General features: G+C 70.3%; 9 protein-coding genes and 1 tRNA gene. 7 read left to right on the top strand and 3 right to left on the bottom strand.

The window, feature by feature from the left end:
• Positions 1–11: 11 nt before the first annotated feature.
• Positions 12–1091 carry a branched-chain amino acid ABC transporter substrate-binding protein gene (locus tag VFR90_RS07260; protein ID WP_326405440.1) on the top strand — a complete coding sequence of 360 codons (1080 nt, stop codon included), beginning with the start codon at positions 12–14 and terminating at the stop codon, positions 1089–1091.
• Positions 1092–1227: 136 nt separating this feature from the next.
• Positions 1228–1318, top strand: a tRNA-Ser gene (locus tag VFR90_RS07255).
• Here VFR90_RS07255 and VFR90_RS07250 read toward each other — a convergent pair.
• Entirely contained in the window at positions 1278–3485 is a 2208-nt protein-coding gene (locus VFR90_RS07250; RefSeq protein WP_326405439.1) for a glycoside hydrolase family 3 N-terminal domain-containing protein, read from the bottom strand. The two genes, VFR90_RS07255 and VFR90_RS07250, sit on opposite strands and share 41 nt — an antisense overlap.
• A 92-nt stretch (positions 3486–3577) precedes the next feature.
• On the opposite strand from VFR90_RS07250, the gene VFR90_RS07245 reads away from it, so the two are divergent.
• The 4 genes from VFR90_RS07245 to VFR90_RS07230 are packed head-to-tail and all read left to right on the top strand — an operon-like array spanning position 3578 to position 10231.
• A complete protein-coding gene (locus VFR90_RS07245) occupies positions 3578–4861 on the top strand; it encodes a glucoamylase family protein (RefSeq protein WP_326405438.1) in 1284 nt (427 codons plus the stop codon).
• Positions 4858–6213, top strand: a complete 1356-nt coding sequence (locus tag VFR90_RS07240) for a glycoside hydrolase family 15 protein (protein WP_326405437.1) — start codon at positions 4858–4860, stop codon at positions 6211–6213. Before VFR90_RS07245 ends, VFR90_RS07240 begins: the two co-directional genes overlap by 4 nt.
• A complete protein-coding gene (locus VFR90_RS07235; protein ID WP_326405436.1) occupies positions 6210–7967 on the top strand; it encodes an ABC transporter ATP-binding protein/permease in 1758 nt (585 codons plus the stop codon). The genes VFR90_RS07240 and VFR90_RS07235 overlap by 4 nt, the downstream gene beginning before the upstream one ends.
• Positions 7964–10231 carry a CocE/NonD family hydrolase gene (locus VFR90_RS07230; protein WP_326405435.1) on the top strand — a complete coding sequence of 756 codons (2268 nt, stop codon included), beginning with the start codon at positions 7964–7966 and terminating at the stop codon, positions 10229–10231. Before VFR90_RS07235 ends, VFR90_RS07230 begins: the two co-directional genes overlap by 4 nt.
• A gap of 9 nt (positions 10232–10240) precedes the next feature.
• Here VFR90_RS07230 and VFR90_RS07225 read toward each other — a convergent pair whose 3' ends face one another.
• Positions 10241–11164, bottom strand: a complete 924-nt coding sequence (locus VFR90_RS07225; protein WP_326405434.1) for an SPFH domain-containing protein — start codon at positions 11162–11164, stop codon at positions 10241–10243.
• 26 nt (positions 11165–11190) lie between these two features.
• Positions 11191–11619: an NfeD family protein gene (locus tag VFR90_RS07220; protein WP_326405433.1), complete on the bottom strand. Its 429-nt coding sequence runs from the start codon at positions 11617–11619 to the stop codon at positions 11191–11193.
• A gap of 180 nt (positions 11620–11799) precedes the next feature.
• Between VFR90_RS07220 and VFR90_RS07215 the strand changes: the two genes are divergently transcribed.
• Positions 11800–13367: Orn/Lys/Arg decarboxylase N-terminal domain-containing protein (locus tag VFR90_RS07215; RefSeq protein WP_326405432.1), on the top strand; the 1568-nt coding region annotated here is incomplete at its 3' end.

Below are 13367 nucleotides of genomic sequence, written 5' to 3'. Positions count from 1 at the left end.
GCGGCACCGCGATGGCGCAGGACGTCGTCAGGATCGGTCATGTCGGCCCCACCAGCGGGCAGATCGCCCACCTGGGCAAGGACAACGAGAACGGCGCTCGCATGGCGATCGACGAACTCAATGCCAAGGGCGTGACGATCGGCGGCAAGAAGGTCAAGCTCGAACTCGTGCCTGAGGACGACGCGGGCGATCCCAAGCAGGGCACCGCGGTCGCGCAGAAGCTGGTGGACCAGAACGTCAACGGCGTGGTCGGCCACCTGAACTCGGGCACCTCGATTCCCGCGTCGAAGATCTACAGCGACGCGGGCATCCCGCAGATCTCGCCGTCGGCGACCAACCCCAAGTACACCCGCAACGGCTACAAGACCACCTTTCGCGTGGTGGCCGACGACGTGCATCTGGGCGGCACGCTGGGCCGCTATGCGGTCAAGGAACTGAAAGGCAAGTCGATCGCCGTCATCGACGACCGCACGGCCTATGGCCAGGGCGTCGCCGAAGAGTTCGCCAAGGCCGTGAAGGCTTCGGGCGGTTCCATCGCCGAAAGCCAGTTCACCACCGACAAGTCCACCGACTTCACCGCCATCCTGACCGCGATCAAGGCCAAGAAGCCCGACGTCGTCTTCTTCGGCGGCATGGACGCGGTGGCCGGCCCGATGATTCGCCAGATGAAGCAGCTCGGCATCGAGGCCAAGTTCATGGGCGGTGACGGCATTTGCTCGGCCGGCCTGCCGTCGCTGGCCGGCGGCGCGATGGCCGACGGCCAGGTGGTCTGCGCCGAAGCCGGTGGCGTCGAAGGTGCGCAGAAGACCGGCATGGACAAGTTCTACGCCGACTACAAGAAGAAGTTCAACACCGACGTGCAGGTCTATGCACCCTACGTCTACGACGCGGTCGGCGTGATGGTCGCGGCGATGGTCAAGGCCGGCTCTGCCGACCCGGCCAAGTACCTGCCGGTGCTTGCCAAGACCGACGGCTACAAGGGCGTGACCGGCACCATCGGCTTCGACGCGAAGGGCGACGTGAAGAACGGCGCGCTGACGCTCTACACCTACAAGGGCGGCAAGCGCGACCAGATCGCAGTGGTGCGCTGAGCCGCCGGCGAACGGCGTTTCTTCGCTGAAGCGCCGTCTGCCTCAAAGGGCGCCTGCAAGGCGCCCTTTTTCATGCCGGTACGGCGTCGCCCGCGCGCCGCGAAGCCGAAAGGCCGCCACTACACTAGCGCGCCGCGGAGAGATGGATGAGCGGTTTAAGTCGCACGCCTGGAAAGCGTGTGAGGGTTAACAGCCCTCCGCGGGTTCGAATCCCGCTCTCTCCGCCACTCCTCTCGCGTCTCCGACGTCCCAGATCAGTTCGATCGTCTGCCGCAGCAGCCCGCCGAGCTCGGCACTTGCACCGACGAGGATCTCGACCTCGCCCGCTTCGTACAGCGGCTGCAGGTCAGGTCCCAGGTAGCGCAGCTCGGTCGCCGGCAGCTCCAGCGTCACCGTGCCGGCCTCGCCCGGCTGCAGGCTCAGCTTCGCGTAGCCCTTCAACTCGAGGAGCGGCCGCGTGACCTGCGCGACCTTGTCGCGCACGAAGAGGAAGACGGTTTCTTCGGCCGCGCGCGCGCCGACGTTGCGCAGCGCGACGCGGACCTCGAGCGTGTCGGACTCGCCCAGCCGCTGCGGCTCGACCTGCAACTCGTCGTAGGCGAAGCGCCCGTAGCCCAGCCCATGGCCGAAGGGGTACAGCGGTGTGTTCTCGACGTCGTGGTACTTGCTGGTGAAGTAGTCGGCCGGGTTCATCGGCCGGCCGCTCGGGCGCTGGCCGAAGAAGATCGGCACCTGGCCGACCGCGCGCGGCCAGCTCATCGGCGTGCGCCCGCTCGGCGAGATGCGGCCCGTCAGCACGTCGGCGACGGCATGGCCCGCTTCGCAGCCGAGGAACCACGCGGCCAGCAGCGCATCGGCCTGCTCGGCGAGGCGCGGCACCACCAGCGGCCGGCCCGAGAACAGCACCGCGACGACCGGGATGCCGAGCGCGCGTGCGCGGGTCGTCGCCGCGTCGGCGAGCGCCTGTTGCCGGCCGGGCAGCGCAGGCGTGGCGCGACTCGCGGCCTCGCCGCTCATCGTCGCGCGCTCGCCGAGGCAAAGCACGACCGCATCGGCGCCGTCGCACAGCGCGACGGCGGCCTCGATGCCGCTCGCGTCGTCGCCGTCGATCGCGACGCCGTCCGCGTGGCGGATTTCCGCCCGCGGCAGCGCGGCACGCAGACCCGCGAGCACGCTGACCGCCGGCTCGTGCTCGCCGGCCCCCCACCACGGGCCCTTCATCTCGGTGTGCGCGTCGGCCAGCGGGCCGATGACGCACAGCTTCTTCGCGGTGGGTGGCAGCGGCAGCGCGTCATGCTCGTTCTTCAGAAGCACGATCGACTTGCCCGCGATCTCCCGCGCGAGCGCGTGCCGCTCGGCCACGACGCTCGCCGGCTCCGGCGTCGCGCCGCGTCGGTACGGGTCGTCGAACAGGCCCAGTCGCTCCTTCAGGCGCAACACGCGGCGCACGCAGGCATCGATCTCGGCCATCGTCACGCGGCCTTGCTCCAGCGCGACGGGCAGGCCCTTGCGGTAGGCGTCGGACATCATGTCGACGTCGACGCCGGCCTTCAGCGCGAGCACCGCGGCATCGACGAGGTTCGCGGCGACGCCGTGGTTCATCAGCTCGGCGATCGCGTGGTAGTCGCTGACGATCACGCCGTCGAAACCCATCTCGCCTCGCAGCCAGTCGCGCAGCAGCGGCACGTGCGCGGTCATCGGCACGCCGTTCAAGTCGGTGAACGAAGGCATCAGCGTCGCGACGCCGGCCTCGATCGATGCCGCGAAGCCGGGCAGGTGCACCTCGCGCAGCGTGCGCTCGGAAATGTCGACCTCGGCGTAGTCGCGGCCCGCATTCACTGGGCTGTAGGCGACAAAGTGCTTGGCGCAGGCCGCCAGCGATTCGGCGGACGACAGATCGCCGCCCTGGAAGCCACGCACCTTGGCGCGCGCGATCCTTGTGTTGAGCCACGGGTCTTCGCCCGGGCCTTCGGCGGTGCGGCCCCAGCGCGGGTCGCGCGAGACGTCGAGCATCGGCGCGAAGGTCATCGCGAGGCCGTCGGCCGCGCCTTCGCGGGCGGCCTCGCGCGCGGTGCGCTCCCACAGCGCGTCGTCGAACAGGCCGGCCTCGGCCAGCGGGATCGGGAACAGCGTGCGATGGCCGTGGATGATGTCCAGGCCGATCAGCAGCGGGATGCCGAGCCGCGACTGCTCGACGGCCAGGCGCTGCATCTCGTGCGACGGCCCGGGGCCGACCATGTTGAGCAGGTTACCGAGGCTGCCGTCGATGATCGACTGCGTCGAGTCGCCGGCGATCACCGGGCCGGTGACGGCATAGCCGGAGGCGGTCATCGTCAGCTGGCCGAGCTTCTCGGCCAGCGTCATCTGAGCGATGAGGGTGTCGATGCGGCTCATCGAAAGACTCCGTGGTGGACTCAAGTGAATTTCATGATGGCATGCTGCGCGGCACCATCGGCGGCATGGGGCCGAGTCGAAGGAGACCACTCGTGTTGAAGGACGATCGCGATCCGAGCGTGCTGGCGGCATTGCCTGACGAGGCCTTGGTCGACGCCGTGCAGCGCCAGACCTTCCGCTATTTCTGGGACGGCGCCGACGCCGCCAGCGGCCTCGCGCTCGACCGGCGCACGCTCGATGGCGACACCGACGGCGACAAGGTCGCGATCGGCGGCTCGGGCTTCGGCGTGATGGCGCTGATCGTCGCTGCCGAACGCGGCTGGGTCACCCGCGAGGCGGCGCTGCAGCGGTTGCGCCGCATGCTCGATGCGCTGCAGCGCGCCGTCACCTACCACGGCGCCTTTCCGCACTTCATCGACGGCGCGACCGGCGCGACGATCCCGATGAGCGCGAAGGACGACGCGGCCGATCTCGTCGAGACCTCCTTCCTCGTGATGGGCCTGCTGTGCGCGCGCCAGTACTTCGCCGAGGACACGCCCGTCGCGCGCAAGCTGCGCGCGGACATCGACGCCTTGTCGGCCGGCGTCGAGTGGGACTGGTTCACGCAAGGCGGCCGCGAGGTTCTCTACTGGCACTGGAGCCCCACGCACGGCTGGGCGATGAACCACGAGATCCGCGGCTGGAACGAGTGCCTGATCACCTACCTGCTCGCGGTCGCCGCGCCGCGTCATGCGATCGCGCCGGAGGTCTATCACCGCGGCTTCGCGGCCGGCAGCGGCTTCTCGAACGGCCGCAGCTACCACGGCATCGAGCTGCCGCTGGGCATGCCCTACGGCGGCCCGCTGTTCTTCACGCACTACTCGTTTCTCGGGATCGATCCGCGCGGACTGCAGGACCGGCATGCCGACTACTGGGAGCTCAACCGCCGCCACGTGCAGATCAACCGCGCGCACTGCATCGCCAACGCGGCGGGGCACAAGGGCTACGGCGAAGCCTGCTGGGGCCTGACCGCGAGCGACGACCCCGACGGCTATCTCGCCCACGCGCCCGACACCGACAACGGCACCATCTCCCCGACCGCCGCGCTGGCGAGCCTGCCCTACGCGCCGGCCGAGGTGATGCAGGTGCTGCGGCACCTGCTCACCGCACACGGCACGCAGCTGTGGAAGGAGTACGGCTTCGTCGATGCCTTCTGCGAGGGGCGCGGCTGGTATGCGCCGACCTTCCTCGCGATCGATCAGGGCCCGATCGTCGTGATGATGGAAAACCACCGCAGCGGCCTGCTGTGGAGGCTGTTCATGAGCGCGCCCGAGGTGCAAGCGGGCTTGAACGTGCTGGGCTTTCGCAGCCCGCACCTTGCGGCTTCGGCGTCGTGACGGACGTGCGCGAACGTGCCGGCTTCGAGGCCTGGCTCGAACGCCAGCTCGAGCACTCGGCGCGGCAGATGCTGAGAAGCATCTCGCCGGTGGCGATCGTCAAGCAGCGGCCCGGCTTCGGGCAGACGGTGCGGCCGATCGCCGGCGCGATCGTCGCCTCGCCGGTGCTGGCCGACTGGAAGCCCGACCCCGACTACTTCTTCCACTGGTTCCGCGACTCGGCGGTGGTGGTCGATGCGCTGCGGCTGCTGCACCTCGAAGGCCGCGTCGGGGACGAAGCGCTACGGCACCTGCGCGACTTCACCCGTTTCAGCCTCGCGCTGAACGGGCTCGACGGCCGCGTCGACGCGGCGGTGCGTGACCGCCGCGCCCGCGTCGCGCCCGACTTCCTGCAATACCTGCGCGACGACGACGACCTCGCCCGCGCCCATGGCGACGCAGTCGCCGCCGAGACGCGCGTCAACCCCGACGGCACGCTCGACGTCTCGCGCTGGGCGCGCCCGCAGCACGACGGCGCGCCGCTGCGCGCGCTCGCGATGCTGCGCTGGGCGAACAGCGTGCGGCTCGACGCGGCGCTGCTCGATGAAGTCGCCACGCTGATCCGCTTCGACCTCGGCTTCACGCTGCGCCGGTGGCGCGAGCCGTCGTTCGACATCTGGGAAGAAGAAAGCGGCCACCACTACTACACGCTGCGCGTCGCGGCGGCGGCGCTGGCCGAAGGCGCCGCGTGGCTCGAAGGCCGCGGCGATGCGGCGCAAGCACGGCCTTGCCGCGATGCATCGCAGCGCGTGTTCGCGATGCTCGACGGCTTCCGCACCGAGGAGGGCGAGGCGGCCCACTACCGATCGCGTGGCCTGGTGGGCGAGCCGCCGAGCGCGAAGGCACTCGACATCGCGGTGATCCTCTCGGCCATCCACACGCACGGCAGCGCGCCAGAACACGGCGTGGCCGACCCGTGCATGCAAGCCACGCTCGCCCGGCTCGAAGCGCTGTTCGACGCGGCCTACCCGATCAACCACGGCCGCCCGGCGGGCCGCGGTCCGGCGATGGGCCGCTACGCCGGCGACGTCTATTTCTCCGGCGGGGCCTATTACTTCTCGACGCTCGGCGCAGCCGAGTTCTGCTTCCGCGCCGCGGCGCTCGGCGGCAGTGCATCGCACGGCTGGTTCGACCGCGGCGACGCCTACCTCGAAACCGTTCGCGCCTACACGCCGGCCGGCGGCGACCTGTCGGAGCAGTTCGACCAGACCACCGGCGCGCAGACCTCCGCCAAGCACCTGGCCTGGAGCTACGCCGCCTTCGTCTCCTGCGTGCACGCGCGCCGCGCGGCAGCCGTGCCACGCCGCCGATGACCGCAGCCGCGCCGCACCGCAACGCGCCGGTCGTGAAGACCGGCGTCGTTCATCAGGTGCGCGAACTGCTGCGCGCGGTGCGTGCGTCGGCGGTGGCAAAGAAGCTGGCCTTGCTGGCCGGCGGCATCTTCGCCGTGATCGCCTTGACGGCCTATGCGCAGATCCGGCTGAACAGCTGGAACCAGCCGTTCTACGACGCGATCTCGCGCCGCGACCTGCGCGACTTCGTGTTCCAGATCGGCGTGTTCGCGGTGATCGCCGGCGTGCTGCTGGTGCTCAACGTCGCGCAGCGCTGGCTCGGCGAGACCCTCAAGCTGCGCCTGCGCGAAGCGCTGGTCACCGACCTCGTCGGCCTGTGGCTGCAGCCGCGCCGCGCCTTCTGGCTCGCCGGCAGCGGCCCGATGGGCGCGCATCCCGACCAGCGGATGCACGACGACACCTTGAAGCTGTGCGACCTCTCGGCCGATCTCGGCATCGGCCTGCTGCAGGCGGCGCTGCTGTTCGCGAGCTTCGCCGGCGTGCTGTGGGTGATCTCGAAGGACTTCACCATCTTCATCGACGGCCAGGACCGCGCGATCCCCGGCTTCATGCTGTGGGCCGCGATCGTCTACGCGGTGCTCGGCTCGCTGATCAGCTACTGGGTCGGCCGCAGCCTGATCGCGCGCAACGCCGAGCGCTACCAGCGCGAAGGCGAGCTGCGCTTCTCCCTGACGCGCATCAACGAGCACCTCGACGGCATCTCGCTGGCCGGCGGCGAAGGCGACGAGAAGCGCCGCGTCGCCTCGCACCTCGGCGAGGTGCTGGACGCGACCGGTCGCGTGGTGCTGGGCCTGACCAACCTGACCTGGGTCACCGCCGGCTTCGGCTGGGTGACGCTGATCGCGCCGACGCTCGTGGCCGCGCCGCTGTACTTCTCGGGCAAGGTGTCGTTCGGCGGCTTGATGATGGCGGCCGCCGCATTCACGCAGGCGCAGTCGTCGCTGCGCTGGTTCGTCGACAACTTCAGCCTGATCGCCGATTGGCGCGCGACCCTGTTGCGCGTGGCCGGCCTGCGGCAGGTGCTGGCCTCGGACCTCGAAGCGGGCCAGCAGGGCAGCCGCATCGTCTATGCCGAGGCCGAGCCGGGCACGTTCGCGATCGAAGCGCTCGAAGTGCGCGCCTGGAGCGGCCACGACCGGCTCGACGTCGCCGGCGTGAAGCTGCGCGCCGGCGAGCGGCTGCTGATCCTCGGCACGCCCGGCACCGAAAAGACGCTGCTGTTCCGCGCGGTCGCCGGCCTGTGGCCCTGGGGCTCGGGCACGGTGCGCCGGCCGGCGGGCGAGACGATCCATTTCATGCCGCGCGGCACGCCTTACCTGCCGCGCGGCACGCTGGCCGAAGCGCTGTGCTACGCGATCGAGCCGGCCGGCCACACCAAGGAGGCGATGCTCGCGGCGCTCGCGAGCGTCGGCCTGCAGCGCCTCGCGCCGCTGCTCGAGAGGACCGGCCACTGGGAGCGCGAGCTCAGCATCGACGAGCAGCTGCTGTTCGGCTTCGCGCGGGTCGTGCTGCAGAGCCCGCCGTGGCTCGTGATGGACGAGGCCTTCGGCGCCTTCGACGACGACACCCTCGAGCGCCTGATGGAGGTGCTCGAAGGTCCGCTCGCGTCGACGGGCATCGTGCACATCGGCTCGGCCGGCGAGGCGCACGGCCGACTGTTCACGCAGGTGGTGCATCTGGTGAAGGCGCCGGATGCCGGGGAGCCGCCGCGATGAGCGGGCGCCTGCGTCGCGGCTTGCTGCTGGGGCTGCTCGCCTTGCCGGCGTGGGTGCGCGCGCTCGACTTCGGCTTCCAGCCGCCGCGCGACCCGGACGACGTCGCCGCCGCGGGCGTGATGCGCGACCTCGCGCAGCGGATCGTGCCGGTCTACCAGGACGCCGACCCCGACGCCTACCTCGCCAGCCTGACCGCGCTGCAGCTCGTCAGCGGCGCCCATGCCGCGGCCTTCGACAGCAGCAAGTCGCTGCGCAGCCGGCATCAGGGCAAGCCCTTCGACGCGGTCGTCGAGCGCGCGGTGCTCGACGGCCTGTACGCGCGTGCCCGCACGCTCGAAGGGAACGAGCGGCTCGGCTTCGCCGCCGCCTTCGCGCGTGCCTTCCAGGAGCTGATCCCGCCGCTCGACAACGCGCAGGCCACCGCCGTGATCGCGCGGCTCGAAGCGCCGCCCGCCCAGTTCCGCGAGCCGGTGCGGCAGGCCTTCGAGCGCTGGCGCGGCCGCGGCAGCCTGCCGCAGGCCGACGCGGTGGCGCTGGTGCGCGACTGGCTCGCGTACGAATCGCGCCGCAGCTACGCGGCGCTGCTGCCGCCGCTGGTGGCGGCGGAGAACGCGCGTCGCTACCTCGCACAGACCGAGGTGACGATCCCCGTGCGCGGCGCGGTCATCCATGCGAGCGTGGTGCGCCCGGGTCGCGCGACCGACGCGGCGATCGCGCTGCCCACGCTGCTGCGCTTCACGCTCGACCCGGCCGAGGACGACGCGCGGCGCAGCGCGACCAAGGGCTACGTCGGCGTCACCGCCTACGTGCGCGGCCGCACGGCCGACGGCCGCGGCGCCGCCTGGCCCTTCGTGCACGACGGCGAGGACGCCGCCGCGGTGATCGACTGGATCGCACGCCAGCCGTGGAGCGACGGCCGGGTCGCGATGCTTGGCGACGGCTACTCGGGCTACGCCGCCTGGGCCGCGGCGCGCCGCAGGCCGGCGGCGCTGAAGGCGATCGCGACGATCGCGCCGATGGCCCCGGGCATCGACTTCCCGGTCGGCGGGCAGATCTTCCGCAACGAGATGGTCCGCTGGGCAGAGAAGCACGCGAGCGGCGAGAGCGCCGACGACGGCGCCCAGGCCGACAAGCCCTGGCCGGCGCTGAACGCGCGCTGGTACCGCCGCGGCAGCGCCTACTGGGACATCGACCGCGCGCTGCTCGGCAAGCGCAGCAGGCTGGTCCGCACCTGGCTCACCCATCCGAGCCACGACCGCTACTGGCGCAAGTTCCTGCCGTCGCCGAAGCAGTTCGCGCAGATCGACATCCCGGTGCTCGGCATCGCCGGCTACTACGGTGCCGAGGCCGGCGCGCTCTACTTCCACGAGGAACACCGCCGCCACCGGCCGCAGGCCGACACGACGCTGCTGGTCGGCCCCTGGGATGCTGAGTCGATCCGCCTGGGCACCGCGCCGGCGCTGCGCGGCTACACGCTCGACGCGAGCGCGCGTGTCGACCTGCCCGGCCTGCGCTACCAGTGGCTCGACCACGTGCTGAAGGGCGCGCGCAAACCGGCGCTGCTGCAGGACCGCGTCAACCTGCAGGTGATGGGCGCGGACCGCTGGCGCCACCAGCCGGCGCTCGAGGCGCCGGCGCGCCCGCTGCTGCGGCTTTACCTTGACGCGAGCCGCCGCGACGGGCCGCACCGGCTGTCGCCGTCCGTGCCGGCCGGCCCGGGCAGGGCGCGACTTTCGGTGGACCTGGCCGACCGGCGCGACGCGCAGACGCCAGGGCCCGACGCGCTGCGCTCGAAGCAGCTCAACCGCCGCAACGCGATCGCCTTCGTCGGCGAGCCGCTCGCGGCCGACACCGAGATCGACGGCCGCCTGCGCGCAAGCCTCGACATCACGCCCTCACGACAGGACCTCGACCTGAACGTATCGCTCTACGAGCAGACCGCCGGTGGCGACTTCCTGCTGCTGTTCGAGCCCTACGATTTGCGTGCCAGCTACGCCGGCCATCGCACCTACCGACGGCTGCTGCGTGCCGGCGAACGGCAGACCGTCGCCTTCACCGCCGAGCGCGTCACCGCCCGCAAGCTTGCGGCCGGCAGCCGGCTGGTGCTGGTGGTGGGCATCAACAAGCGGCCCGACCGCCAGATCAACCACGGCAGCGGCAAGGACGTGAACTCCGAGACGCTCGCCGAAGACGCCGGCGGCCGGCCGCTGCGGGTGCGCTGGCACGAACGCAGCTTCGTGGAGATCGCGACCGGCGCGCGTTGAGCGCGCGCCTCAGGCTCCGCCGGGCGCGCCGCTGCGCTTCATCAGCGTCATCGCGGTGCCGATCAGCGCAGAGACCTCGCTCATGTTGCCCGGCACGATCAGCGTGTTGTTCTTCTGCGCGAGCTGGCCGAAGGCGTCGACCGCGCGCTCGGCCACCTTCAGCTGCACCGCCTGCTCGCCGCCGGGCTCGCGGATCGCGGCGGCGATCTGACGGATCGCGCCGGCGGTCGCTTCGGCCACCGCCGAGATGGCGGCGGCTTCGCCGAGCGCCTTGTTGATCTCGGCCTGCTTCTCGCCTTCGGAACGCGCGATGAAGGCCTCGCGTTCGCCGGTGGCGATGTTGATCTGCTCCTGGCGGCGGCCTTCGCTGGCGGCGATCAACGCGCGCTTCTCGCGCTCGGCGGTGCTCTGCTGCTGCATCGAATGCAGGATCGCCGCCGGCGGCGTCAGGTCCTTGATCTCGTAGCGCAGCACCTTCACGCCCCAGTTGAGCGCGGCCGCGTCGATCTCGCGCACGACCTCGGCGTTGATCGACTGGCGTTCCTCGAAGGTCTTGTCGAGCTCCATCTTGCCGATCACGCTGCGCAGCGTGGTCTGCGCGAGCTGCGTGATCGCAATGATGTAGTTCGACGAGCCGTAGCTCGCGCGCATCGGGTCCGTGACCTGGAAGTACAGGATGCCGTCGACGGTGAGCTGGGTGTTGTCCTTGGTGATGCAGATCTGGCTCGGCACGTCGAGCGGCACTTCCTTGAGCACGTGCTTGTAGGCGACGCGCTCGACGAAGGGCGTGACGAAGCTCAGGCCGGGCGTCAGCGTGCGGTCGTACTTGCCGAGCCTTTCGACGACCCAGGCGTGCTGCTGCGGCACGATCTTGATCGCTTGCGCGACGAAGACCACGGCGACGACCAGAAGAACCAGCGCGATGATTTCCATGAAGCCTCGGACGGAGTGGGGAAGCGTCAACAGGCCAGCAGAAGCCGGCTGCCTTCGATGGCCTGGATGACGTGCTCGCCCGGCGCAGGCGCGTCGGCGCCGGCATAGCGGGCGGCCCAGCGCGAGCCGCGGTGCTCGACGGTCGTGCTGCCGTCGGGCCGCCATTCGACGACGTGCACGCGCTCGCCGATGTCGAGGTTGAGATCGCGGTTCGCGGCGGTCGACACCCTGTCGCCGCGATCGCGGTGCAGCCGGTGCCAGGCGACGACCGCACCGCCGCCGACCAGCGCCGCGGCGACCAGCTGCGCGGACCCGCCGAGCCCGGCATGCGCTCCCAGCGCGGCGGCCGCGGCGCCGAGCGCGAGCATCAGCAGGTAGAAGCTGCCGGTGGCGAGCTCGACGGCGACCAGCACGCCGGCTGCGATCCACCACAGTACCGCGGGGCTCCAGCTCATCGTCGCATCCTCCTCGAGTGCGGCCTCGGCGGCCGTCGAACGCCGGGGGATCTTAAGTGGCGGGCAGGGCCGTCACTTCATCGTTGCGACGGACGCGCACCCTAAACTGCACGCTCATTTTTTCGGCATCCGGCGCTGCGGTGCATGCACGGAGCCGAGCCGGCGAAGGGCCCCGCGATGCTGCGTTTTCGTTTCCCGATCGTCATCATCGACGAGGACTTCCGCTCCGAGAACACCTCGGGCCTGGGCATCCGCGCGCTCGCCGATGCGATCCAGAAGGAGGGTATGGAGATCCTCGGCGTCACCAGCTATGGCGACCTGAGCCAGTTCGCGCAGCAGCAAAGCCGCGCGAGCGCCTTCATCCTGTCGATCGACGACAACGAGTTCGTCACCGAAGGGCCCGAGCTCGCGCCGGCGGTGGTGAACCTGCGCCAGTTCATCCGCGAGATCCGCCGCAAGAACCTGGAGATTCCGATCTACCTGTACGGCGAGACGCGCACCTCGCAGCACCTGCCGAACGACGTGCTGCGCGAGCTGCACGGCTTCATCCACATGTACGAGGACACGCCGGAGTTCGTCGCGCGCTACATCCTGCGCGAGGCGCGCACCTACCTCGACAGCCTCGCTCCGCCGTTCTTCCGCGCTCTCGTGCACTACGCGAACGACGGCAGCTACTCCTGGCACTGCCCGGGGCACTCCGGCGGCGTGGCGTTCCTCAAGAGCCCCGTGGGCCAGATGTTCCACCAGTTCTTCGGCGAGAACATGCTGCGCGCCGACGTGTGCAACGCCGTCGACGAGCTCGGGCAACTCCTCGACCACACCGGTCCTGTTGCAGCCAGCGAGCGCAACGCCGCACGCATCTTCAACGCCGACCACTGCTACTTCGTCACCAACGGCACCTCGACCTCGAACAAGATGGTCTGGCATTCGACCGTGGGTCCCGGCGACATCGTCGTGGTCGACCGCAACTGCCACAAGTCGATCCTGCACTCGATCATCATGACCGGGGCGATTCCCGTGTTCCTGCGGCCCACCCGCAACCACTTCGGCATCATCGGCCCGATCCCGCAGAGCGAGTTCACGCCGGAGGCCATCAAGGCCAAGATCCGCGCCAACCCGCTGCTGGCCGGGGTCGATCCGGACCAGGTCAAGCCGCGGATCATGACGCTGACGCAATCGACCTACGACGGCGTCCTGTACAACACCGAAACCATCAAGGGCATGCTCGACGGCTACGTCGACGCGCTGCACTTCGACGAGGCCTGGCTGCCGCACGCCTGCTTCCACCCGTTCTACGGCGCCTTCCACGCCATGGGCAAGAAGCGGGCGCGGCCCGAGAAGTCGCTGGTCTACGCCACCCAGTCCATCCACAAGCTGCTGGCCGGCATCAGCCAGGCCAGCCACGTGCTGGTGCAGGACGCCAAGAACAACAAGCTGGACCGCCACCTGTTCAACGAGGCGTTCCTGATGCACACCTCGACCAGCCCGCAGTACTCGATCATCGCCAGCTGCGACGTGGCGGCCGCCATGATGGAGCCGCCCGGCGGCACCGCCCTGGTGGAGGAAAGCATCATGGAGGCGCTGGACTTCCGCCGGGCCATGCGCAAGGTCGACCAGGAATACGGCAAGGACTGGTGGTTCAAGGTCTGGGGCCCGGACAAGCTGGCCGAGGAGGGCATCGGGCGGGTCGACGACTGGATCATCAAGGGCGAGGCCCGCACCGCCAAGTGGCACGGCTTCGGCAACCT

It is taken from the genome of Methylibium sp. (assembly GCF_035762065.1).
In the GTDB taxonomy this organism is placed as follows: Bacteria; Pseudomonadota; Gammaproteobacteria; order Burkholderiales; family Burkholderiaceae_C; genus Methylibium.
The sequence above is the reverse complement of the archived record's forward strand: the minus strand, read 5'-3'. Positions and strand labels throughout refer to the sequence as shown.

Coding starts and splice junctions, on each gene's coding strand:
- VFR90_RS07260 (WP_326405440.1), top strand. CDS start 12: ATGGCGCAGGACGTCGTCAGGATCGGTCATGTCGGCCCCACCAGCGGG.
- VFR90_RS07250 (WP_326405439.1), bottom strand. CDS start 3,485: ATGAGCCGCATCGACACCCTCATCGCTCAGATGACGCTGGCCGAGAAG.
- VFR90_RS07235 (WP_326405436.1), top strand. CDS start 6,210: ATGACCGCAGCCGCGCCGCACCGCAACGCGCCGGTCGTGAAGACCGGC.
- VFR90_RS07230 (WP_326405435.1), top strand. CDS start 7,964: ATGAGCGGGCGCCTGCGTCGCGGCTTGCTGCTGGGGCTGCTCGCCTTG.
- VFR90_RS07225 (WP_326405434.1), bottom strand. CDS start 11,164: ATGGAAATCATCGCGCTGGTTCTTCTGGTCGTCGCCGTGGTCTTCGTC.
- VFR90_RS07220 (WP_326405433.1), bottom strand. CDS start 11,619: ATGAGCTGGAGCCCCGCGGTACTGTGGTGGATCGCAGCCGGCGTGCTG.